The sequence below is a fragment of the Allostreptomyces psammosilenae genome (assembly GCF_013407765.1).
GTDB classification, from domain to species: Bacteria; Actinomycetota; Actinomycetes; order Streptomycetales; family Streptomycetaceae; genus Allostreptomyces; species Allostreptomyces psammosilenae.
This window is the reverse complement of sequence record NZ_JACBZD010000001.1, coordinates 1373118-1395432: the sequence shown is the minus strand read 5'-3', so window position 1 is coordinate 1395432 and position 22315 is coordinate 1373118. Positions and strand designations below refer to the sequence as shown.

The 22315-nt window shown below is 75.3% G+C and carries 18 protein-coding genes; 6 read left to right on the top strand and 12 right to left on the bottom strand.

Annotation, left to right across the window (positions count from 1 at the left end; genetic code table 11):
• The first annotated feature begins 137 nt into the window (after positions 1–137).
• From FHU37_RS05490 to FHU37_RS05480, 3 genes are all read left to right on the top strand, one after another.
• A complete protein-coding gene (locus FHU37_RS05490; protein ID WP_179813089.1) occupies positions 138–593 on the top strand; it encodes a phospholipase in 456 nt (151 codons plus the stop codon).
• Between the two features lie 262 nt (positions 594–855).
• Positions 856–1590 (top strand): D-Ala-D-Ala carboxypeptidase family metallohydrolase, encoded by a 735-nt coding sequence (locus FHU37_RS05485; RefSeq protein WP_246449580.1) that lies wholly within the window; start codon positions 856–858, stop codon positions 1588–1590.
• 137 nt (positions 1591–1727) lie between these two features.
• A complete protein-coding gene (locus FHU37_RS05480; RefSeq protein ID WP_179813088.1) occupies positions 1728–3047 on the top strand; it encodes a DUF1906 domain-containing protein in 1320 nt (439 codons plus the stop codon).
• A 143-nt stretch (positions 3048–3190) separates the two neighbouring features.
• Here the strand turns inward: FHU37_RS05480 and FHU37_RS05475 are convergent, their stop codons facing one another.
• The 6 genes from FHU37_RS05475 to FHU37_RS05450 form a co-directional block, all read right to left on the bottom strand.
• Complete coding sequence (locus tag FHU37_RS05475; RefSeq protein WP_179813087.1) at positions 3191–4660, bottom strand: glycoside hydrolase family 30 protein; 1470 nt, start codon at positions 4658–4660, stop codon at positions 3191–3193.
• Positions 4661–5011: 351 nt separating this feature from the next.
• A complete protein-coding gene (locus tag FHU37_RS05470; RefSeq protein ID WP_179813086.1) occupies positions 5012–5395 on the bottom strand; it encodes a DUF4234 domain-containing protein in 384 nt (127 codons plus the stop codon).
• Between the two features lie 200 nt (positions 5396–5595).
• Entirely contained in the window at positions 5596–6699 is a 1104-nt protein-coding gene (locus tag FHU37_RS05465) for an aldose epimerase family protein (RefSeq protein ID WP_179813085.1), read from the bottom strand.
• A gap of 176 nt (positions 6700–6875) precedes the next feature.
• Complete coding sequence (locus FHU37_RS05460) at positions 6876–7472, bottom strand: TIGR03086 family metal-binding protein (RefSeq protein WP_312892437.1); 597 nt, start codon at positions 7470–7472, stop codon at positions 6876–6878.
• Positions 7473–7565: 93 nt separating this feature from the next.
• Positions 7566–7838: a DUF6480 family protein gene (locus FHU37_RS05455; protein ID WP_179813084.1), complete on the bottom strand. Its 273-nt coding sequence runs from the start codon at positions 7836–7838 to the stop codon at positions 7566–7568.
• A 30-nt stretch (positions 7839–7868) separates the two neighbouring features.
• Positions 7869–8279 (bottom strand): DUF2795 domain-containing protein, encoded by a 411-nt coding sequence (locus FHU37_RS05450; RefSeq protein ID WP_312892436.1) that lies wholly within the window; start codon positions 8277–8279, stop codon positions 7869–7871.
• Positions 8280–8696: 417 nt separating this feature from the next.
• Between FHU37_RS05450 and FHU37_RS05445 the strand changes: the two genes are divergently transcribed.
• The 3 genes from FHU37_RS05445 to FHU37_RS05435 all read left to right on the top strand — a co-directional run bounded on the left by FHU37_RS05445 (position 8697) and on the right by FHU37_RS05435 (position 10384).
• Positions 8697–9116, top strand: coding sequence for a CBS domain-containing protein (locus FHU37_RS05445; RefSeq protein WP_179813082.1), 420 nt, complete (start codon positions 8697–8699; stop codon positions 9114–9116).
• Positions 9117–9181: 65 nt separating this feature from the next.
• Positions 9182–9376: a hypothetical protein gene (locus tag FHU37_RS05440; protein WP_179813081.1), complete on the top strand. Its 195-nt coding sequence runs from the start codon at positions 9182–9184 to the stop codon at positions 9374–9376.
• 159 nt (positions 9377–9535) lie between these two features.
• The gene (locus tag FHU37_RS05435; RefSeq protein ID WP_179813080.1) at positions 9536–10384 is read left to right on the top strand and encodes an SDR family oxidoreductase; all 849 of its coding nucleotides are present in this window, start codon (positions 9536–9538) and stop codon (positions 10382–10384) included.
• Positions 10385–10460: 76 nt separating this feature from the next.
• On the opposite strand, the gene FHU37_RS05430 is transcribed toward FHU37_RS05435, so the two are convergent.
• The 6 genes from FHU37_RS05430 to FHU37_RS05405 form a co-directional block, all read right to left on the bottom strand.
• On the bottom strand, positions 10461–12446 hold the full coding sequence (locus tag FHU37_RS05430; protein ID WP_218903947.1) for an MFS transporter: 1986 nt from the start codon (positions 12444–12446) through the stop codon (positions 10461–10463).
• A 186-nt stretch (positions 12447–12632) separates the two neighbouring features.
• Positions 12633–14150, bottom strand: a complete 1518-nt coding sequence (locus tag FHU37_RS05425; protein WP_179813079.1) for a cobyrinic acid a,c-diamide synthase CobB — start codon at positions 14148–14150, stop codon at positions 12633–12635.
• A gap of 7 nt (positions 14151–14157) precedes the next feature.
• Positions 14158–14754: a cob(I)yrinic acid a,c-diamide adenosyltransferase gene (gene cobO / locus FHU37_RS05420; protein ID WP_179813078.1), complete on the bottom strand. Its 597-nt coding sequence runs from the start codon at positions 14752–14754 to the stop codon at positions 14158–14160.
• Positions 14755–14822: 68 nt separating this feature from the next.
• Positions 14823–16982, bottom strand: coding sequence for a putative cobaltochelatase (locus FHU37_RS05415; protein WP_179813076.1), 2160 nt, complete (start codon positions 16980–16982; stop codon positions 14823–14825).
• Positions 16979–20746, bottom strand: a complete 3768-nt coding sequence (gene cobN / locus FHU37_RS05410) for a cobaltochelatase subunit CobN (RefSeq protein ID WP_179816036.1) — start codon at positions 20744–20746, stop codon at positions 16979–16981. Before cobN ends, FHU37_RS05415 begins: the two co-directional genes overlap by 4 nt.
• A gap of 61 nt (positions 20747–20807) precedes the next feature.
• A complete protein-coding gene (locus FHU37_RS05405) occupies positions 20808–22310 on the bottom strand; it encodes a cobyric acid synthase (protein ID WP_179813075.1) in 1503 nt (500 codons plus the stop codon).
• Positions 22311–22315: the final 5 nt, after the last annotated feature.

Here is a 22315-nt window from a genome sequence, read left to right as displayed (position 1 = left end):
CGGGAGGACGGCCGAGGGCGGGGTGATGACGGGGTGGTGAACGCGGGCGGCGGGTGTGCGCGGGCCTATCGACACCGAGCCGAGGGCGTATCTAACGTTCCTTCAGTTCTTCTCGCCCCGCACCTTCTGGAGGACCCATGCCCGCTCTCCGTCGGCGCCTGCGCGCCCGCGTCGCCGTGGCGCTCGCCGCCCTTCCGCTCGCGCTCGTCGGCCTCCAGGCGCCGGCGCAGGCCGCCCCGGCCCTGCCGAGCGACCCGCGGGCCGCGACGGACGTGCTGCTGTTCCAGTACACCCTGGGAGAGTTCAACACCCTGCGCAACTCGTCGAGCCGGCCGAGCAACCTGATCTGGAGCAGCGACGGCTGCAGCTACTCCCCCGACGCGCCGTTCGGCTACCAGATGGTGCGGGCGTGCTACCGGCACGACTTCGGCTACCGCAACTACACCGCCCAGGGCCGGCAGACCTCGGAGAACCGCAGGCGGATCGACGACCAGTTCCTGGAGGACATGCTGACGGTGTGCAACGGCAGCGCCACCTGCAACAGCACCGCCTACGTGTACTACGGCGTGGTGCGCGCCCTCGGCTGGATCTGACCGGGGACGGCCGGAGAGCGGCCGGCGACGGCGGGAGGGGCGGGTCCGCGGGTCCGCGGGTCCGGCGGGCCCGCCCTCCCCTCCCCACCCGGCGCGCCGGGCGGGCCCCGTTCCGGATGGCGTCGGGGGGTGTGAAGGATGACGGACCGGTGAGCGAGAAGTAAGCATCTGGCGAACCGTCAGAGCACCTATTGACGCGCGTAGAGCGTTGTCGTCATGCTCTCGTCTGTCCCTCTCCCCCACCGTTCCACGGAGGCCCCGCATGAGCCGCCTGGTCAGATTCCTGCTGTCACTTGTCATGGTCGCAACGGCGTCGGTCGCCGGAGTCGTCGCGACCGCCGGCACCGCGCACGCCGACGCCTGCTACACCTGGGGGCGCACCCTGTCCCAGGGGATGTCCGGCGCGGACGTGACCCAGCTGCAGATCCGCGTGGCCGGCTACCCCGGCTACGGCAACGTGCTGGCCATCGACGGGGTGTACGGCCCGGCCACCGCCGCCGCCGTCACCCGCTTCCAGCAGGCGTACGGCCTGACCGCTGACGGCGTCGCCGGCCCGCAGACGTTCAGCCGCATCTACGCGCTCCAGGACGACGACTGCACCCCGATCCACTTCTCCTACGCGGAGCTGAACCAGTGCAACAGCGACTGGTCCGGCGGCGCGGTCTCCGCCGCCACCGCCCGGTCCAACGCGCTGCGGTCGATGTGGAAGCTGGAGGCGATGCGGCACGCCCTCGGTGACCAGCCGATCCGGGTGACCAGCGGCTTCCGCTCCTACGCCTGCAACTCCGCCGTCGGCGGCTCCAGCACCAGCCGCCACCTCTACGGGGACGGCGTGGACCTCGGCGCCGGCTCGCACTCGCTGTGCCGGCTCGCCCAGCAGGCCCGCTACCACGGCTTCAACGGGATCCTCGGCCCCGGCTACCCGGACCACAACGACCACACCCACCTGGACCACCGCTCCAGCCGGTTCTGGTCGGCCCCGTCCTGCGGCATCTGACGCCCCAGCGGCCCGGTCCCCGTCGCGGGGACCGGGCCGCACCAGCCGCACGGCACGACGCACGGCACCACAGCACGCGCTACCGCACGAGAACGTCGCACGTTCCGCGATCCCAACCGTTGGAAGGACGACCTCCCATGCGATCACGGCGCCCCGCCCACCGGCGGGTCCCCGCTCTGGCGGCCACCGCGAGCCTGCTGGCCGCCGCCACGCTCGCGGCGCTCGCGCCAACCGCGCCCGCCTCCGCGTCCTCCTCCGTCGCCACGGCCGCCACCAGCGGTACCGAGCGCGAGGTCACGTACCACGGCTACCGGCTGACCGTCCCCGCCGACTGGCGGGTGGTCGACCTGACCGAGGATCCGACCGCCTGTGTCCGGTTCGACGTCCCGACGGTGTACCTCGGTCACCCGGGCGCGGACCAGAACTGCCCCTCCCACCTGGTGGGACGGACCGACACCATCGTGGTGGAGCCGCTGGACGAGGTGGCGGCCCCGCGCATCGCGGACCACGCCGCCACCGCCGCGCCCGGATCGGCCGCCCCCGCGGCGCGGCCGGTGGCGCGCGGGGCGGAGATCCAGGTGGCGGTCGAGGAGGCCGGTGTCCTGGTGACCGCCACCCACGGCGCCGGGCAGGCCCGGGTCCGGGCGATCCTGGACGCCGCGGAGCTGGTCGACGGCGGCGCGCCGGCGGACGTCGACGCCCTGCGGGCCGGCACCGCCCGGGCGGCCGCGAACGACGTCGGCACCATGGCCGTGGTGCCCGGCACCTACAGCGGCATGGGCTTCGACGCCTGCACCGCGCCGTCCTCCAGCGCCATGCAGGCGTGGCGGAACTACTCCTCGCACCGCGCCGTCGGGGTCTACATCAGCGGGTCGGTGCGCGCCTGCTCGCAGCCGAACCTCACCGCCGCCTGGGTCTCGGAGCACACCTCCGAGGGCTGGCACCTGCTGCCCATCCACGTGGGCCGGCAGGCCCCGTGCAACAGCTACTCCTCCGAGGTCTCCACGGACCCGGCCACCGCGCGGACCCAGGGCCGCGCCGCCGCCGACGAGTCGATCGCGGCCGCCGCCAACCTGGGCATCCAGGCCGGCAGCGTGCTGTACAACGACATGGAGGCGTACGACAACACCAACACCACCTGCTCCCGCGCCGTGCTCAGCTACCTCGACGGCTGGACCGACCGCCTCCACGAGCGCGGCTACCGCTCCGGGGTGTACTCCTCCGCCGCCTCCGGGATCCGGGACCTGTCCTACAACTACAACTCGACCACCTACACCCGGCCGGACCACATCTGGTTCGCCTGGTGGAACGGCGTGGCCAACACCGACGCCGGCTCCTACGTCCCCGACTCCCAGTGGGCCAACCACCAGCGCGTCCACCAGTACCGGGGCGGCCACAACGAGACCTACGGCGGCGTGACCATCAACATCGACAGCAACTGGCTGGACGTCACCTGACGCTCCCGCCGCCGTCCCCGCGCACGGGCCGCCCCCGCGCCGAGTCACTCCGGCGCGGGGGCGGCGCGCTGTCCGGGACCACCGCCGTCCGGCGGGAAGGGGAAGCCGTCGGCCGGCGGGCCCGGTGGCCGACGGTGGGGCCGTCAGCCGGCGTGGCCGGCGCCCCGCTCCAGCACGACGGTGGTGACCGAGCGCGGCGCCAGCTCGACGGTCAGGTTGCGGCCGCGGACGCTGCCGGCGTCGACCTCCTCGATCTGGTGGGTGGCGTCGGTGAGGTAGGTGGTGGCGCGGTGCCCGGCGCCGCTGGGGTCGAGGCGGAAGGTCTCGGTGCTGGCCGTGGTCCCGGTGTTGATGATCTCCAGGACCTTCGAGCCGTCGGCGTTGCGGTAGGCGGACACCTTCAGGTCCGGGTTGTCGCTGCCGGCCTCCACCCGCACGGCGTCCGGGCGGATGAACCGGCTGAACGCGCCGATGGCCCACAGCCGGTGGGAGACCTCGTAGGAGTCGCCGTCCATCCGGATGAGCGCCCCGGTGTTGCCGATGGAGGCGCCGTACCAGTAGAGGTAGGCGCTCGCCCCGGCCTCGGCCAGGGTGTCGTGCACCCGCACCGCCAGGGACAGGCCGTCGCTGTCCGTGCCGTCGTCCCAGTTGCCGGGCCAGCCGCGGCTGTTCGGCCCCCACTCGGACATCCAGGTGGGCTTGTCGGTCGCCGCCGGCTGGTCGGCGTCGACGCTGTAGGCGTGGGCGGAGATGGTGTCGACCGCCTCGCGGGCGCCCGGGTGGGCCTCGATCGCGGCGGCGTAGCGGCTGGCGCCGTCCCAGCCGAGCGACTCGCAGCAGATGATGTCGGTGTCCAGGCCGGCCCGGGTCAGCGTCGGCCCCAGGATAGCGGCCATGTCCGCGGCCTGCTCGGGGGTGGCGTCCATGGAGGCGTAGGAGACGTGCCAGTCGGGCTCGTTGAGGAACCCGAGGTCGGTGATCTCGATGCCCTCCTGCTGGTAGAAGCGGATGAACTGGGTGAGGTAGTCGGCGTAGGCCTGCCGCCAGTCGCCGGAGGGGCAGTCGGTGCCGCTCATGCCGCACAGCACGCCGCCGCCGGCGTCGGTGCCGTTGGTCTTCATGTAGCCCGGGGCGCTCCAGGCGTTGGCGTAGAAGCGCTCCACGCCGTAGGACTGGGCCTGCTGGGCGAGCCAGACCTGGCCGTGGTCGTCGCCGTCCCAGTGGTACTCCAGCGGCTCGTCCGGGGAGGCGGGGCCGACCGGGGCGATGGACTGCATGTGGTCGTAGACGCCGTCGGCGGAGGAGCCGATGCCCAGACGGAGGATGGAGAAGCCGGCCCCGGCCTCGGTGTCGTAGAGCAGGTCGAGGATCTCGCGCTGCTTGGTCTCGGACAGGCCGCGGGCACCGTGCATGATGTCCGAGCGCTGGAACGCCTCGGAGAAGCCGAAGCCGTCGATGGTCTGCCGGGTGTCGCGGAAGTCCACCGTGCCGGTGGGGGACGGACCGGCCATGGCGGGGGTTCCGGGGGTGGCCAGCAGGGTGGCCGCGGTCAGCACGAGGGCGACGGTCAGGCCGCGCCGCCGGTGGGGCGCTCGGCGGTGGTACAGGGTCATGGATTCCTCGCGAGTTCGCAACGGGCGACCAAGCGGATCGAAACTTTCGCGATATCACTTGATCTTTCGATCGCACAGGCTCGTGGCGCCCCTCAGGGCTGTCAACCCTTCTCGCACGATTCTGGCCGGTTCCGCCCGGACTCCCCCGACCCTCGGCCGGCCGGAGGCGAGTCCCACGGCCGCGCGCCGGAAAGGCGCACTTTCGCTGTTTCGGCGATCGTTTCGGCGGGAAGCGGGAGGATCCCTCTCCGGGAACGGGAAAAGGCGGGCCCGGACCGGGAATCCCGGTCCGGGCCCGCCTTCGGCGAGCGCCGGCGGCCGCTCGGCGGCGCCGCGTCAGCCCACGGCCCGTCAGCCCGACGCGCCGCGCGACCGCCACAGGTCGTTCAGCTGCGACTGGTAGTACACGCTGGTCAGGCTGAGGACGAACAGCAGCAGCACCCCCACGCCGCCGGAGCAGCGCTGCTGGACGCCCGCGAACTCCTGGGCGCGGGCGATGCGGCCACCGGTGTTGGCGATCGACACGAACGGCGGGACCAGCACGAAGCCGCCGATGGTGATGGCCAGCACGGCCCGTCCCGGCGCCACCTGGACGCCGGCGAAGTCCCGCAGCTCACGGTTGATCCGGTAGTACCAGACCATCTGGTAGATGCCGAGGGTGATGCAGCTGAGCAGCCAGACCGCGAAGGGGTTGCGCACCTTCCCGATCGGGCCCGCGGCCACCGGTCCCCCCATGGGCGGGGCAGCGTGATAGGTCGACACTGTTGCGTTGTCCGTTTCTCTCCATGAGGCGGCATCCGCCGCCTCGGAGAGCACAAGCTACCGAACATCCGTCGTGTCCATGTCGACGTTTCACATCACGGGCGTCACGCTTTCGTCACAACGGGAACCTGACCCAGCGCCAGTTCGTTCCGCCCGCCCCCGGGCGAGCGGGCCTACCGCGCCGTGAAACGGAACTCGGTTCGGCTGGCGTACTCCTCGCCGGGGCGGAGCACCGTGGAGGGGAAGTCGGGGCGGTTCGGGGAGTCCGGGAACGCCTGGGTCTCCAGGCAGAGGCCGGCGTGAGGGCCGTAGCGGCGGCCGGAGGGGCCGGTGAGGGTGCCGTCGAGCTGGTTGCCGGAGTAGAACTGCACGCCGTCCTCGGTGGTCCACACCTCCAGCGCGCGCCCGCTCTCCGGCTCGACCAGTTCCGCCACCGGCCGGAAGCCGCCGGCGGCGTCCGCGGGGGCGGGGCGCAGCACCCAGTTGTGGTCGTAGCCGCCGGCGTCGGCGATCTGCTGGTCGCCCTCGGCGTCCGGCCCGGCCAGCCGCTCGCCGACGGCCCGCGGTTCGGTGAAGTCGAACGGGGTGCCGGCGACCGGGGTGGGCGCGCCGGCCAGCGGGATGCCGGTGGCGTCCACGGGCGTGTAGGCGTCGGCGTCCAGGCGCAGCACGTGCCCGAGGACGTCGCCGGCGCCCTCGCCGGCCAGGTTGAAGTACGCGTGGTGGGTGAGGTTGACCACGGTCGCGCGGTCGGTGGTGGCCCGGTACTCCAGGGCGAGCCGGCCGTCCGGGTGCAGGGTGTAGACCAGCTCGGCCTCCAGCGTGCCGGGGAAGCCCATGTCGCCGTCGGGGCTGGTGAGGGCGAGCCGGAGCGACGGGGCGCCGTCCCGCTCGCCGGCCTCGGCGCGCCAGACCTTGGTGTCGAAGCCCCGCGGTCCGCCGTGCAGGGCGTTGCCCCGGTCGTTGGCGGGAACGGTGTGGACGGCGCCGTCCAGCTCGAACCGGCCGCCGGCGATGCGGTTGGCGTAGCGCCCGACGACGGCCCCGAAGTAGGCGCCGTGGCCGGGGTAGTCCTCGGCGCGCTCCAGTCCCAGCACCACGTTCGCCACGCGGCCGTCGCGGTCGGGCACCTCGAGCGTCTGGAGCACGGCGCCCAGGGTGAGGACGCGGGCGGTCAGCCCGCCGGCCCGCAGCGTCCAGCGTTCCACGGGCGTGCCGTCCGGGGCCGTGCCGAAGGGTTCGCTGCGAACGGGGTCGCCGGAGGCGGTGGTGGACATGCCGGAGCTCCTCGGGTGGTGCGGTGAATGCGATGCCGGTGCGGACGGGGTGTTGACGCGCTGTCGCGCCGCCTCAGCATGCCACCCGCCGCCACCTGCGCACCACAATGCTCAGCGTTCAACACCGGCACCCGAAATCTGGGAGGGGTGTTACTTGTGTGACGGATGTGACTCGCTCAGCGTCGCCGGCCCACCATCGCCAGCAGCCGGGTCTGCGGGTCCGCGTCGGCCGGGACGCTCAGCGGCCGGGCGAACAGGCCGCTGCCGGAGAGCGAGTCGGCGTACGGCTCCATCTCCCGCAGGGTGAACCGGACCAGATCGGGGTCGAGGGAGTCGTCGGCGCCGATGCCCCGGGCGAGGTCCCAGCTGTGCACCACCGCGTCCGCGGTCATCTGGGCGCAGTAGGCCGCCGCCGAGGTGAGCCCGTAGGACAGCTGCACCTGCCGGTCCAGCGCCCCGGGGTGGCCGAACGCGGCCAGCGCCCCGGCGGCGGCGTGGTCCCACGCCGCCACGGGGTCGTCGCCCAGCACGTCGCCCTCGTAGCGGTCGCCGACCTCCGCGAGGGTGGCCCCCTTCAGCAGCGGGGGCACCCACAGCTGCTCCGCGACCAGGTGGTTCACCAGGTCGCGGACGTCCCACTCGGTGCACGGCGTCGCGGCGTGCCAGCCGTCCCTGGGGACGGCGTGCACCAGCCGCCCGAAGGCGTTCAGCGCGGCGTCGTGGGCGCCCAGCAGCGCGCCCGGCTCGTATCCGTCCACGGTCCCTCTCGCCACCGGCGGCCGTCCTCTCCCTGCCCGCTGCCCTTGCCGCGGGGTCTCGTCGTCGGGGTCTCCTGGTCGTGCCTCGCGCGGTCGCCGCCGGCGGACTCAGCCCAGCAGGGTGATCCCCTGGGCCAGCAGCATCCCGCCGACGAGCACGGCGATCAACAGCACCACCACGGCGGGCCACCAGCTCCGCACGCCCCGCACCTCGCGCCCCTCGTACGGCCCCGGGTCCAGGGTGCTCCCCTCGATCTCCGGGGTCTCGCCGGGGGGCGGGCCGAGGTGCCGGCGGCGTTCGGCCTCCCGCTCCTCCTCGCCGCGGTCGTCCCGGTCGCCGGGCCGCTGACCGCTCAGCCCGCCCGGGCCGGGGCTACTCATCACGCACCCCGCATCGCATCGTCCGCTCCCTCACCGGGTCTCCGGCACGCCGTAGCCCATCGCCTCCAGCAGCGCGTTGAGGCTGGCGTAACGCTCCGTGGCCGGCAGCTCGCCGACCTGCTGGATCAGGTAGTCGGGCGCCTGGTAGTCGGCCAGCTGCGCCACGATCTTCTCGCGGTCGGCGGGGAACGCGGACCGCTGGAGGTGCTTGGCCAGGTCCTCCCGGACCCGCGCGACGTCCTCGGGGCTGGGTGGGGCGTCGGTGCCCGGAATCCGGTCCCCGACCAGGCGGCGGTCGGCCGGCGGCTGGTCCTCGCCCGAGGGCTCCGGCTCCCGCCACTCCTGCGCGTGCGTCACCCGGCCGCCCCGCAACTCGCCCTGCACCTCGTGCTTGAGCTCGTCGTCGCGCTTGGCCCCGTGCTTGTCGCTGCCCTGCTGCACGCCGATCCTCCCGAACGCCGATGGTCTGAGGCGCCGCGCCGCCGCCTCGCGCCGCCGCGCTGGGCGACGCCCGTCGGGTGGCGTCCGGCGGGCGGTCGAACGGGGCGGGCGGTCGAAGGTGCTCCACGGTCGATGGTGCGGGCTACCCGGTGACCCAGGGGGCAAACCGGTTCTACCGGGACGCATCAGACGGGGTGCGCCGGGAAGGGGCCCTAGCGGAGAGGCGCCGTGGAAGGAACTCCACCGCGCCCCGGATCCCGGTGTGCCCGGACCGCGAGGAGGACCGGGGGCGCGGCCGTTTGGAGCGGAGCCCGGCGGGCAGCCGCCGGGCGCGCGGGGCCGCGCCGACGGCGATCCGTCGTCGCGCCGTCGCACACCGACCGGTCCGTCAGCAACCACCACCCCAGGAGGAGCCGCATGGCCAGGACAGTGTCGGACGTCATGACCGCCAACCCCGAGACGATCGAGGTGACCGAACCGGTCGCGGAGGCGGCCCGCAAGATGCGCAGCAGCGACGCCGGGGCGATCGTGGTGCTGGACCACGGCCAGGTCGCCGGCATCGTCACCGACCGCGACATCACGCTCCGCGTGGTGGCCGAGGACCGCGGCGGCGACACGCCGGTGCGCGAGGCCTGCAGCAGCACGGAGCTCACCACCGTGCGGCCCGACACCGACCTCGACGAGGCGGTGCGGCTGATGCGCGGCAAGGCCGTGCGGCGGCTGCCCGTCGTGCAGAACAACCAGCCCGTGGGGATCGTCAGCCTCGGCGATCTGGCGATCGAACGGGACCCGGACTCCGCCCTCGGCGACATCTCGGCGGCCAAGGGGAACGAGTAGCGGGCGCTCCCGTCCTGACGCGGGACTCGGGCCGTCCGCGGCACACCGCAAGGAGGTACATCCTGATGAACGCTTCCGATGGCGAGCCCAGCGCGGCGCGCACCCCGGACCGCCGGCTGCGCACCGGGGCGGAGCAGCCGATCGACCCGGAGGACCTGGTCAGGGCCCAGGGCAAGGAGCCCACGCCGGAGAACGTCGAGGCCGCCCGCAAGTTGCTGGAGAGGGACGGGGCGGCGGCGATCGAGCGCATCGTCCCCTGACCCGTCCCGCGGGCGACGTCCGGCGCGGGGCCCGGCCGCCGGTCACCGGCCCGGGCCCCGCGCCCGCGCGCCCGCTCCCCCACCGGGTGGCCACCGGTGTGGACCGCCCGTGTGCCATCGCCCATGCCCCCGCCCCCTCAGCCGTGGAGAGGCCGCACCATGCCGCACCCCGTCCCGGACCCGCACCCGCCCACCGCCCCGCCGGCCGGCGGCCCGCCACGGCCCCGGGTCGCCGTGGTGACCGGATCCGACTCCGGCATCGGCCGGGCGACCGCCGTGGCACTCGCCCGGGACGGCTGCGACCTGGGCATCACCTGGCACACCGACGAGGCGGGCGCCCGGGCCACCGCCGAGGAGGTGCGCGCCCTGGGGCGGCGCGCCGAGACCGCCCACCTGGACCTCACCGCGCTGCCGGAGGCCGCCGCCGTGGTGGACGAGCTGGCCGAGCGGCTCGGCGGGCTGGACGTGCTGGTCAACAACGCCGGCACCGGCACCATGACGCCCTTCCTGGAGACCGACCACGCCACCGTGCGGCGGGTCCTCGACGTGGACCTGGTGGGACCGCTGCTGTGCTCGCAGCACGCCGCCCGGCGGATGGCCGCCGCCGGCCACGGCGGCCGGATCGTCAACGTGACCAGCGTCCACGAGCACCAGCCGCGGGTCGGCGCCGCCGCCTACTGCGCCGCCAAGGGCGGCCTCGGCCTGCTCACCCGCACCATGGCGCTGGAACTCGCCGAGCTGGGCATCACGGTCAACACGGTGGCGCCCGGCGAGATCGCCACCCCCATGACCGGGCAGGAGGACGCGGACCCGCACCGGGCGTCGCGGCCCGGCATCCCGCTCGGCCGCCCCGGCGACGCCCGTGAGGTGGCCGAGGTGATCGCCTTCCTGGCCGGCCCGGGGGCCGGCTACGTCACCGGCGCCTCCTGGGTGGTGGACGGCGGGATGCTGCAGATGGGTCCGCAGGCGGGCTCGCACCTGACCGACTCCGCCTGGCGCCGTCCCTGAGCGCCGGCCCGCCAGTGCCGCACCGCGCCCGCACCGCGCCCGTGTGCCGCGGGCGCGGTGCGGGCGCGCGCCCGCCTCAGAGGTTGCGCGCGTAGCGGTTGGGCCCCACCTGCCGGATCCGCCCCTCGGCCACGGCCGTGCGCAGCGCCGTGCCGAACCTGCCGGGCCCCCAGGTGGCGGCGCCGACCATCCGCTGGAGCTCCTCCCGGCTGAGCGAGGGGTAGCCGTCCGAGAGCGCGTCGACGATCGCGCGCACCTCGGCGGCGCGCGGCGGGTCGTCCCCCGGGTACTCGGAGGTGTGCTGCATCGGCGAGAAGCCGGAGCGCGTGGAAACCCGGCTGGTCAGCCGGGGCACCGGCGTGCCGGGCGGCTCGGTGACGGGTTCCACCGGTCCGCCGAGCGTCCCGGCGAGCGTGGCCTCCGCTCCCGCCCGGTCGCCGGCCTCCTCCACGGCCGGCCCCGGGGCCGGTCCCCCCGACGGACCGGCCACCGGACCGCCGGCCGGAGAGCCCACCGGGACGCCGGCGGTGGTCGTGTCCGCCGATCGGGCGGCGGCGGGGGCGCGGCCGCGCGGGGGCCGGCGCACGGACAGGGTCCGGTTCCTGCGGACCCGCGGCTCCGCCACGTCCGCCACCGACAGCGGCTTGGCGATGTCCTCCAGCGAACGGCGCTCCGCCTCCACCCCGATCATCGCCTCCACCAGCCCGGCCGCGATCATCAGCGACGCGCCCAGGTAGTAGCCGCCGGCCACCGCCGCCGCCTGGCGGCTCTCCACCAGTTGCCCGAACAGCAGCGGGCCGATGGCGCCGCCCAGGCCGGTGCCCACCGCGTAGAAGAAGGCGATGGCCATCGCCCGGGTCTCCATCGGGAAGATCTCCGAGACGGTGAGGTAGGCGGAGCTGGCCCCCGCCGAGGCGAGGAAGAAGATCAGGCACCAGCAGACGGTGAGCGTCACCGAGTTCAGGGCCTCGGCCTGGAACAGCACGGCGGTGCCCACCAGCAGCACGCCGGAGCCCACGTAGCTGAAGGTGATCATCACCTTCCGTCCCACCGTGTCGAACAGCCGCCCCAGCACCAGCGGGCCGGCGAAGCTGCCGATGGCCAGCGGCACGATGTACAGCGGCGCGTCGGCGGAGCCGACGTCGAAGAACGTCTCCAGGACCAGCACCTGGGTGAAGAACACCGCGTTGTACAGGAAGGCCTGCCCGATGAACAGGGCCAGGCCCAACGCGCTGCGCTTGGGGTACAGCCGCACCGTGCTGCGGGCGATCTCGCCGAACCCGATCGCCCGGCGGGTGCGCACCGTGATGTACTCGTCCGGCTCCTCCAGGGCGTGGCCGGTCTCCTGCTCGACCCGGCGCTCGATGCCGCGCACCAGCCGCTCGGCGTCCTCGGCACGGCCGTGGATGAACATCCAGCGCGGGCTCTCCGGCACGTTGCGCCGCACGAACAGGATCGCCAGGCCCAGGACGCCTCCCATCGCGAAGGCGATGCGCCAGCCGAGCCAGGCGGAGAACAGCTCGGTGTTGAGCAGCGGCACGGCCAGCAGCGCGCCGAAGGCGGCGCCCAGCCAGTAGGAGCCGTTGATGATGAGGTCCACCGTGCCCCGCACCCGGGCCGGGATCAGTTCGTCGATCGCCGAGTTGATGGCGGCGTACTCGCCGCCGATGCCGGCGCCGGTGAAGAAGCGGCAGGCCATGAACCACCAGATGTTCATGGAGAAGGCGGTCAGCACGGTGGCGACGAGGTACACCACCAGCGTCGCGATGAACAGCTTCTTCCGCCCCAGCCGGTCGGTCAGGTAGCCGAAGACCAGTGCCCCCAGGCACGCCCCGACGATGTACACGGTCGCGGCCAGACCCACGTCCCCCGCGGTGAAGTCCAGTCCCGTGCCCTCCTCGGTGAGGCGCCCACCGATCGAGCCGATGATGGTGACCTCGAGCCCGTCGAGGATCCACACCGTACCGAGGCCGAGAACCACCACCCAGTGCCATCTCGACCACGGCAGGCGATCCATCCGGGCCGGGACGTTGGTGCGCACCGTGCCTGTCTGCACGCTCATCGTCCGCCTCCTCCGCCGCGCGCCGATGCGCGGCACGGCGCGGCGTGTTCCCCGGCGATCGGCTTCGAACCGTCACTGTCCGCCGGACGGGGTACGGTGGCCCGCCCGGCGGCCGAGTGACGGGACTCGAACCCGCGGCCCCCGGCCCGGCCCCCGGCCTCGGGCGCGGGTGCCGGCGTCGCGCGGTCAGCGGGCGGAGCGCAGCCGGCGGGCGAGCGCGGCCAGCCGGACCGGCAGCTGCGGCGCCCCGGCCCAGTGCAGGTGCAGGTAGGAGGCGTGCACGTGGCCGGTGACGAACCCCTCGGCGTGCGGGCGGCCGGAGGGCCCGCGCCAGAGCCAGGCCGGGCCGGCGCCTCCGGGCCCGGCCGCCCCGGCGCCGGGCTCGACGACGGTGCGGTGGAACTCGTGGCCGGCGATCCGGGTGCCGGCCGCCGCGAGCACGCTGTCGGTCGCCGCCACCGCCTCCCGGTAGCCGAGGGTCAGGCGGTCCGTCATCCGGGCGGTGGCGTCCACCACCCCGCACATCGGCCGGCCGTCCAGCTCGCGGGAGAGGTAGAGCAGTCCCGCGCACTCCGCCACCACCGGTACGCCGGAGGCCACCGCGGCGGCCACCGCGTGGCGCAGCGCGGTGTTCTCGGCCAGCTCGGCGGCGTAGACCTCGGGGAAGCCGCCGCCGACGACCAGGGCGTCGGTCCCCTCCGGCAGGGCCTCGTCCCGCAGCGGGTCGACGTCCGCCACCTCGGCGCCGGCCGCGGCCAGCAGCTCGCGGTGCTCCTCGTAGCCGAACGAGAAGGCCGCGCCGCCGGCCATCGCGATCCGGGGCCGGGCGCCGGCTCCGCCGGCCGGCTCGCCCGGGCCGACCGGGCCGACCGGGCCGACCGGGCCGGGCGCGCCCGGCGTCGCCGCCCGGTCCGCCGGGTCCTCCGCGTCACCGATGCCGGCCGGGCTCACCGCGGTCGCCTCGGCGGCCGGATCCCACGGCTCCGCGGGCAGGTCCGGGGCGCTGCGGGCCAGGGCGTGCAGCGCGGCGAGGTCGCAGGAGGCCGCGACCAGGTCCGCGAGTTCGGCGACGGCGCGCACCGCCTCGGCGCGCCGCTCCACGGCGGGCACCAGCCCCAGGTGCCGGGACGGCGCGGAGACCGCGGCGTGCCGGCCCAGCACGCCGAGCACCGGCAGGCCGGTCTCCTCCAGGGCGTCGCGCAGGATCTCCTCGTGGCGCGCGCCGCCGACCTGGTTGAGGATCACCCCGCCCAGCCGCACCCCGGTGTCGAAGCCGGCGAAGCCCTGCACCAGCGCGGCGACCGAGCGGCCCTGGCCGCGGGCGTCGACCACCAGCACCACCGGCGCCCGCAGCACCTTGGCGACCTGCGCGGTGGAGGCCAGCTCGCCCTGCCCGGCGGCCCCGTCGAACAGGCCCATCACGCCCTCGACGACGGCGATGTCCGCCGGTCGCGGGGTGCCGGCCGCGTGCAGGAAGAGCGGCGCCAGGCGGTCGGTGCCGCACAGCCGGGCGTCGAGGTTGCGGCCCGGGCGGCCGGTGGCGAGGGCGTGGTAGCCGGGGTCGATGTAGTCCGGGCCGACCTTGTGGCCGGAGACGGCCAGGCCGCGCGCGGCGAAGGCCGCCATCAGCCCGGTGGCCACCGTGGTCTTGCCGCTGCCGCTGGACGGCGCGGCCACGACCAGGCGCGGCGGGGCGGTGCTCACCGGGCCGTCACCACTCGATCCCGGCCTGGCCCTTGCGGCCGAGGTCCATCGGGTGCTTGACCTTGGTCATCTCGGTGACCAGCTCGGCGGCCTCCAGCAGCGGCGCCGGGGCGTTGCGGCCGGTGATGACGACGTGCTGGCTGCCGGGGCGCTCGGCGAGGGTGCGCACCACCTCGTCGGTGTCGACCCATCCCCAGTGCATGGGGTAGGTGAACTCGTCCAGGACGTACAGCCGGTAGGTCTCGGCGGCCAGGTCGCGCTTGACCTGCTCCCAGCCCTCCCGGGCGGCCTCCTCGCTGGACTCCATGTCCCTTTGTACCCAGGACCACCCCTCGCCCATCTTGTGCCAGGTCACCGGCCCGCCCTCGCCGGAATCGCCGAGGACGCGCAGCGCGCGCTCCTCGCCGACCCGCCACTTGGCGGACTTGACGAACTGGAACACCCCGATGGGCCAGCCCTGGTTCCAGGCGCGCAGGGCGAGGCCGAAGGCGGCGGTGGACTTGCCCTTGCCGGGGCCGGTGTGCACGGCGAGGAGGGGCTGGCGTCGGCGCTGGCGGGTGGTCAGGCCGTCGTCGGGGACGGTGGCGGGCTGGCCCTGCGGCATGGTGGGGTGCTGCCTTTCCGGGAGGGGGGGTCGGGGGGTGGGGTGGGGTGCGCGCTGGGGCGGGGCGCTCAGGCCGCCCCGCGGGCCGCGCCGGGGGTGTTCGCCGTGGCCTGGCGGACCACCGAGGCCACCCCGTCGGCGTGCAGCTGCTCCAGGCGTACCGCCTCGCCGCCGAGGTCCCGCGCCAGCACGCCGGCCAGCCCGAGGCGCACCGGCCCCGACTCGCAGTCGAGCACGATGGCGCCGACGCCGCCGGCGGCCAGCAGCCGGGCGGCCCGGCCGGCCTCCCGCAGCGGGTCGCCCGGGCCGGTGGCGCGCCCGTCGGTGACCGCGACGAGCAGCGGGCGGCGGTGCGGGTCGCGCAGCCGCTCCACCCGCAGCACCTCCGCCGCCCGCAGCAGCCCGGCGGCCAGCGGGGTGCGGCCCCCCGTGCGCAGGGCGCGCAGCCGGGCCGCCCCGGCCTCCACCGAGGAGGTCGGGGGCAGCGCCACCTCGGCTCCGGTGCCCCGGAAGGTGATCATGCCGATCTTGTCGCGGCGCTGGTAGGCGTCGAGCAGCAGGGAGAGCACCGCGCCCTTCACCGCGCCCAGCCGCTGCCGGGCCGCCATCGAGCCGGAGGCGTCCACGACGAACAGCACCAGGTTGCCCTCCCGCCCCTCGCGCACCTGCTCGCGCAGGTCGTCGCGCCGGATCACCAGCCCGGGCCCGGTCCGGCCGCGGGCGGCCTGGTGCGGGGCCGCGGCGCGGATCGTCGCGGCGAGGTGGAGGTGGGAGAGGGGGCCGTCGGGGCGGCGGGCGCCGATGGCCCGGCCGCGGTCCGTGCGGGCGCGGGAGCGGCGGCCGTCCGCGCCGGTGCCCAGCCCGGAGACCTGGAACAGGCGGGTGCGGTACGGCGCGTCCGGTTCGGCCGTGGCGGCGTCCGGCTCGGCGTCCCCGTGCGCGCCGCCCGTGCCGTCGGCGGCGCCGGGACGGGGATCGGCGCCCCGATCGGCGCTGTGGTCGGCGCCGTGGCCGCCGGCCGGGTCCGGGGCGTCGGCGCCCGGACCGGTCTCCGGGTGCTCGCCGTCGCGGGGCGGCGGCACGTCGCCGCGGGGCGTCCCGCCGCCACCGGGGCCGGGACCGTCCCCGTCCGGGTCGTCCTCCGGCCCGTCCGTCGCCTCGGCCCCGTCCGACCCGGCCGGCTCGCCGGTGCCGGAGCCGGCCGAGGGGGGCGGCGGCGGGGCGTGCCGCTCCAGCACCTCGTCCAGCCGCTCCTCGTCCAGGCCGGGCGCGTCGAACGGATTGCGGCGGCGCCGGTGCGGCAGGGAGAGCAGCGCCGCCTGCCGGACGTCCTCGGCGGTGACCTCGGTGCGACCGGCCCACGCGGCCAGCGCGGTGGCGGTGCGGGCGGTGACCAGGTCGGCGCGCATGCCGTCGACCTCGAAGGCCGCGCAGACCGCGGCGATCTGACGCAGCGCCGCGTCGCCCAGCACGACGCACGGCAGCAGGGCGCGGGCGGCCCGGACGCGCGCCGCCAGCTCCGCCTCGTGCGGCGCCCAGTGGGCGGCGAAGGCGTCGGGCGCGTCCTCGAAGGCGAGGCGGCGGCGGACCACCTCGACCCGCTGGTCGGTGTCGCGGGAGGCCGCGACCTCCACGGTGAGCCCGAAGCGGTCCAGCAGCTGCGGACGCAGCTCGCCCTCCTCCGGGTTCATCGTGCCGACCAGCAGGAAGCGCGCGGCGTGCCGCACGGAGACGCCCTCGCGCTCCACGGTGGAGGTGCCGGAGGCGGCGGCGTCGAGCAGCAGGTCGACGAGGTGGTCGTGCAGCAGGTTGACCTCGTCGACGTAGAGGATGCCGCGGTGGGCGGCGGCCAGCAGCCCCGGTTCGAACGCCTTGACGCCCTCGGCCAGGGCGCGCTCGATGTCGAGGGAGCCGGCGAGGCGGTCCTCCCCCGCGCCGACCGGCAGCTCCACCATCCGGGCGGCCCGGGTCTCGGCCGGCGCCCCGGACGGGTGCGGTCCGTCCGGGCAGGCCGGGTCGGGGCGGTCGGGGTCGCAGGAGAAGCGGCAGCCGGCGACGGTCGCCACGTCGGGCAGCAGCGCGGCCAGTGCCCGGACGGCGGTGGACTTGGCGGTGCCCTTCTCGCCGCGCACCAGCACGCCGCCGACGGCGGGCGAGACGGCGTTGAGCAGCAGGGCGAGCCGCAGGTCGGCCATGCCGACGATGGCGGTGAACGGGTAGTGGGTCATCGGGCGGGTCCCTTCCCGGTCGCGGTGTCGCCGGCGCCGGCCGCCTCGTCGTCGGCGCCGGCCTCCAGCTCGCCCTCCAGCTCCAGATAGGTCTGCTGGAGGCGGCGCAGGGTGTCGGCCTCCGGCTCCGACCACAGCTTGCGGTCGGCGGCCTCCAGCAGGCGTTCGGTGATGCCGCGCAGCGCCCAGGGGTTGGAGCGCCGCATGAAGTCGCGGTTGGCCTCGTCGAAGACGTACGCCTCCGCCAGCTTCTCGTACATCCAGTCCGCGACCACGCCGGCGGTGGCGTCGTAGCCGAACAGGTAGTCGACGGTGGCGGCCATCTCGAAGGCGCCCTTGTAGCCGTGGCGGCGCATGGCCGCCATCCAGCGCGGGTTGACCACGCGGGCGCGGAAGACCCGGTTGGTCTCCTCGGCGAGGGTGCGGGTGCGGACCTGCTCGGGGACGGCGGAGTCGCCGATGTAGGCGGCGGGCGAGGTGCCGGTGAGCGAGCGGACCATGGCGACCATGCCGCCGTGGTACTGGAAGTAGTCGTCGGAGTCGAAGGCGTCGTGCTCCCGGGTGTCCTGGTTCTTCGCCGCCACCGAGATCCGCCGGAAGGCGGCCTCCATGTCGCCGCGCGCCGGGCGGCCGTCCAGGCCGCGCCCGTAGGCGTAACCGCCCCAGACGGCGTAGACCTCGGCGAGGTCGGCGTCGGAGCGCCAGTTGCGGGCGTCGATCAGCGGGAGCAGGCCGGCCCCGTAGGCGCCGGGCTTGGAGCCGAAGACGCGGGTGGTGGCGCGCCGCCAGTCGCCGTGCTCGGCGGCGTCCGCCAGGGCGTGGGCGCGCAGGTGGTTGTCGGCCGGGCCCTCGTCCTCCAGCGCGGCCACCGCGCTGATCGCGTCGTCGATCAAGGCGATGACGTGCGGGAACGCGTCGCGGAAGAAGCCGGAGATGCGCACCGTGACGTCGATCCGCGGCCGGCCCAGCTCGGCCGTCGGGACGATCTCGAAGCCGGTCACCCGGCGGGAGGCGTCGTCCCAGACCGGCCGGCAGCCGAGCAGGGCGAGGATCTCGGCGATGTCGTCGCCCTGGGTGCGCATGGCGGAGGTGCCCCACACGGTCAGCCCGACCGAGCGCGGGTACTCCCCGGTGTCGGCGAGGTGGCGGGCGATCAGCGAGTCGGCCAGGGCCTGGCCGACCTCCCAGGAGAGCTTGGAGGGGATCGCCTTGGGGTCGACGGAGTAGAAGTTGCGGCCGGTCGGCAGCACGTTGACCAGGCCGCGGGTGGGCGAGCCGGAGGGGCCGGCGGGCACGTAGCCGCCGCTCAGGGCGTGCAGCACGTGGGCGACCTCGTCGCCGGTGCGGGCGAGCCGCGGCACCACCTCGTCGCGGGCGAAGGCGAGCACGGCGTGCACGGCCCGGACGTGTTCGCCGTCGTCCGCGCCGAGGACGGCGCGGGTGATGCCGGCCGGGTCGGCGTCGGGTGCCCAGCCGGCGTCCTCCATGGCCTGCACCAGCCGCCGGGCCAGCGTCTCGATGGCGTCGACGGCGTCGGAGGCGGTGCGGGAGGGGCCCTGGGCCAGCGCGGTGAGTTCGGCGGGCACGGCGAGGCGGGCGCCCGGCTCGGCCAGCAGGGCCTTCTCGTCCAGGCCGAAGTGGGCGGCGAGCGCGGCGCGCAGTCCGGGCAGGGCCTGGGCGCGGCCGCCCCAGATCTGGGTGGCGCGCAGCACGGAGAGCACCAGGTTGACCCGCGCCTCGCCGACCGGTCCGGCGCCGAGGACGTGCAGTCCGTCGCGGATCTGCACGTCCTTGATCTCGCACAGCCAGCCGTCGATGTGCAGCACGAACTCGTCGAAGTCGTCCTCGGCCGGCATGTCGTCCACGTGCAGGTCGTGGTGGAGTTCGGCGGCCTTGACCAGCTGCCAGATCTGCCCGCGCACGGCCGGCGCCTTGTCCGGGTCGAGGTCGCTGACCAGGGCGTACTCGTCGAGCAGCTGTTCCAGCTTGGCGAGGTCGCCGTAGGAGTCGGCGCGGGCCATCGGGGGGATGAGGTGGTCGACGACGGTGGCGTGCCCGCGCCGCTTGGCCTGGGTGCCCTCGCCGGGGTCGTTGACGATGAACGGGTAGACCAGCGGCAGGTCACCGAGGACGGCGTCCGGCGCGCACGCGGCGGACATGCCGAGGCCCTTGCCGGGCAGCCACTCCATGGTGCCGTGCTTGCCCAGGTGGACGACGGCGTCCGCGCCGAAGCCGCCGTCCTCCTCGGCGGTGGCCAGCCAGCGGTAGGCGGCCAGGTAGTGGTGCGAGGGCGGCAGGTCGGGGTCGTGGTAGATGGCGATGGGGTTCTCGCCGAAGCCGCGCGGGGGCTGGATCATCAGCACGACGTTGCCGAAGCGCAGGGAGGCCAGCACGATGTCCGGCCCGGAGCCGTCGCCCGGGTCGTCGACGTAGAGGCTGCCGGGCGGCTCGCCCCAGTGCTCGCGGACGGCCTCGCGCAGCTCCGGCTCCAGCGCCTCGAACCAGCGGGTGTAGTCGGCGAGCGGCACCCGGGCGGGCGCGGCGCGCAGCTGCTCCTCGGTCAGCCACTCCACGTCGTGGCCGCCGGCGGCGATCAGCCGGTGGATCAGTTCGTCGCTGTCCGGCGGGTAGGTGCCCTCGCTGCCGTCCCCGGCTCCGGGGCCCACGTCCCAGCCGGCGTCGCGCAGGGCGTCGAGCAGCACCACGGCGGAGGCGGGGGTGTCCAGGCCGACCGCGTTGCCGACCCGGGAGTGCTTGGTCGGGTAGGAGGAGAGCACGACGGCGAGGCGCTTGGTGGAGTTGTCCAGGTGGCGCAGCCGGGCGTGGGCGACGGCGGTGCCGGCGACGCGCCGGGCCCGCTCCGGGTCGGCGGTGTAGACCGGGATGCCGTCGGGGCCGGTCTCCTTGAAGGAGAACGGGACGGTGATCAGGCGCCCGTCGAACTCCGGGATGGCCACCTGCATGGCGGCGTCCATCGGGCTGAGCGCGGCGTCGGAGGCGTCCCAGGCGGCCCGGGAGGAGGTGAGGGCGAGGGCCTGGAGCACGGGGACGTCCAGGGCGGCGAGGGCGCCGACGTCCCAGGTCTCGTCGCCGCCGGCGGAGGCGTCGGCGGCGCGGCTGCCGCCGGCCGCGAGGACGGTGGTGACCAGGGCGTCGCAGCGGCCGAGCAGTTCGAACAGGGCCGGGTCGGCGGAGCGCAGCGAGCCGCAGTAGACCGGCAGGGCGTTGCCGCCGCGCTCCTCGATCGCCTCGCACAGGGTGTCGACGAAGGCGGTGTTCCCGGCCAGTTCGTGGGCGCGGTAGAACAGCACGCCGACGGTGGGCCGTCCGGGGACGCTCCCGCGCGCACCGTGCACCCCGAAGGCGGGCATGGGGCGCGGCGGTTCGAAGCCCTCGCCGGTGAGCAGCACGGTGTCGGAGAGGAAGCGGGCGAGCTGGGCGAGGTTCTCCGGGCCGCCCTCCACCAGGTAGCGCAGCGCCTCGGCGACGACCCCGGCGGGCACGGTGGAGGCGGCCATGAGCTCGGCGTCGGGGGTGGCCTCGCCGCCGAGCAGCACGGTGGGCACGCCGGCGGCGGCGAGCGCGGCCAGGCCGTCCTCCCAGGCCCGCTTGCCGCCGAGCAGGCGGACGACGGCCAGGCGCGCGCCGTCGAGCAGCGCCGGCAGTTCCTCGGGGGTGGTGCGGGTGGGGTTGGCGGTGCGCCAGTCGGCCCCGCAGGCGCGGGCGGCGAGCAGGTCGGTGTCCGCCGTGGACAGCAGCAGCATCATGGGGGGCTTCCTCGGGGAACGGGCGGGGGTGCGGACGGGGGCGGGCCGGGCGGGGGGGTCAGGGCGCGCCGGGCGGGATGAACGGCAGGTCGTCGGGCGGGCCGTTCTCGATGAGCCGCCACAGCGCGTCGGTGTCGGCGTGCCGCTCGATCAGGTCGCCGAGCCGGTCGAGCTGGGCCTCGCGGAGCGCGGCGAAGCAGGTGTCGGGTGCCGGGACGAAGCGGCGGCCGGCCACGGCGGCGACGTCGCTGAGGAAGGCGCGCCGGAAGGCGTCGTTCTCCAGGGCGCCGTGCCAGGTGGTGCCCCAGGTGGCGCCGGTGCGGCAGCCGTCGAGGAAGGCGGTGGTGTCCGGGTCGTCGTCGACGGTGACGACGCCGTGGTGGATCTCGTAGGCGCGCACCGGGTGGCCGTAGCCGGTGCCCTCGGGCCGGCCGAGGGTCTTGTCCGGGGCGAACCGCACCCGGGTGGGCAGCAGTCCGAGGCCGGGCACCCGGCCGCGTCGGGACTCCACCGGGTCGTCGATGGTGCGGGCCAGGGCCTGGTAGCCGCCGCAGACGCCGAGGATGGGGCGGCCGGCGGCGGCGCGGGCGGCGAGCGCGGTGTCGAAGGAGCGTTCCCGGAGCCAGTCCAGGGCGCGGACGGTGCCGCGGGTGCCGGGGAGGACGACCAGGTCGGCGTCGGCGAGGTCCTCCGGGCGGTCGGTGAAGCGGACGGTGACACCGGGTTCGGCGACCAGGGCGTCGATGTCGGTGAAGTTGGACAGCAGCGGCCAGGCGACGACGGCGACCCGCAGCACCTCCTCGCCGTGCGGGGGCGCGGTGGGGGCGCCGGTTCGGGAGGCGAGGCCGAGGCCGTCCTCCTCGTCGATGCCGAGGCCCTGCAGCATCGGCAGCACCCCGTACACCGGGCGGCCGGTGAGGCCGCGCAGCATGTCGAGGCCGGGTTCGAGGAGGCCGACGTCGCCGCGGAAGCGGTTGATCAGGAAGCCGGCGATGTGACGCTGGTCGGTCGGGGAGAGCAGGGCGAGGGTGCCGTAGAGGGAGGCGAAGACGCCGCCGCGGTCGATGTCGCCGACGACGACCACGGGGAGGCCGGCGGCGGTGGCCAGGCCCAGGTTGACGATGTCGCTGTGCCGCAGGTTGATCTCGGCGGGGCTGCCGGCGCCCTCGCAGACCACCACGTCGTGCCGGGCCCGCAGGGTCGCCAGGCAGTCCAGCACGGTGTCCAGCAGCACGGCCTGCTTGCCGTGGTAGCGGGCGGCGGACAGCTCGCCGACGGCGCGGCCGAGCAGCACCACCTGGCTGCTGCGTTCGCCGCCGGGCTTGAGCAGCACCGGGTTCATCTCGGCGGTGGGCTCGATCCGGGCCGCGGCGGCCTGCATGACCTGGGCGCGCCCGATCTCCGCGCCGTCCGCGGTGACCATCGAGTTCAGCGACATGTTCTGGGCCTTGAAGGGCGCCACCGAGACGCCCTGGCGGACCAGCCACCGGCAGATGCCTGCGGTGACCACGGACTTGCCGGCGTCCGAGTGGGTGCCCGCGACGAGCAGCGCGCCGCTCATCGGCG

Bases quoted from the DNA above. Each gene is read 5' to 3' on its own strand.
- FHU37_RS05490 (WP_179813089.1), top strand. From the start codon at position 138: ATGCCCGCTCTCCGTCGGCGCCTGCGCGCCCGCGTCGCCGTGGCGCTC.
- FHU37_RS05485 (WP_246449580.1), top strand. From the start codon at position 856: ATGAGCCGCCTGGTCAGATTCCTGCTGTCACTTGTCATGGTCGCAACG.
- FHU37_RS05480 (WP_179813088.1), top strand. From the start codon at position 1,728: ATGCGATCACGGCGCCCCGCCCACCGGCGGGTCCCCGCTCTGGCGGCC.
- FHU37_RS05475 (WP_179813087.1), bottom strand. From the start codon at position 4,660: ATGACCCTGTACCACCGCCGAGCGCCCCACCGGCGGCGCGGCCTGACC.
- FHU37_RS05470 (WP_179813086.1), bottom strand. From the start codon at position 5,395: ATGGGGGGACCGGTGGCCGCGGGCCCGATCGGGAAGGTGCGCAACCCC.
- FHU37_RS05465 (WP_179813085.1), bottom strand. From the start codon at position 6,699: ATGTCCACCACCGCCTCCGGCGACCCCGTTCGCAGCGAACCCTTCGGC.
- FHU37_RS05455 (WP_179813084.1), bottom strand. From the start codon at position 7,838: ATGAGTAGCCCCGGCCCGGGCGGGCTGAGCGGTCAGCGGCCCGGCGAC.
- FHU37_RS05445 (WP_179813082.1), top strand. From the start codon at position 8,697: ATGGCCAGGACAGTGTCGGACGTCATGACCGCCAACCCCGAGACGATC.
- FHU37_RS05440 (WP_179813081.1), top strand. From the start codon at position 9,182: ATGAACGCTTCCGATGGCGAGCCCAGCGCGGCGCGCACCCCGGACCGC.
- FHU37_RS05435 (WP_179813080.1), top strand. From the start codon at position 9,536: ATGCCGCACCCCGTCCCGGACCCGCACCCGCCCACCGCCCCGCCGGCC.
- FHU37_RS05430 (WP_218903947.1), bottom strand. From the start codon at position 12,446: ATGAGCGTGCAGACAGGCACGGTGCGCACCAACGTCCCGGCCCGGATG.
- cobO (WP_179813078.1), bottom strand. From the start codon at position 14,754: ATGCCGCAGGGCCAGCCCGCCACCGTCCCCGACGACGGCCTGACCACC.
- FHU37_RS05415 (WP_179813076.1), bottom strand. From the start codon at position 16,982: ATGACCCACTACCCGTTCACCGCCATCGTCGGCATGGCCGACCTGCGG.
- cobN (WP_179816036.1), bottom strand. From the start codon at position 20,746: ATGCTGCTGCTGTCCACGGCGGACACCGACCTGCTCGCCGCCCGCGCC.
- FHU37_RS05405 (WP_179813075.1), bottom strand. From the start codon at position 22,310: ATGAGCGGCGCGCTGCTCGTCGCGGGCACCCACTCGGACGCCGGCAAG.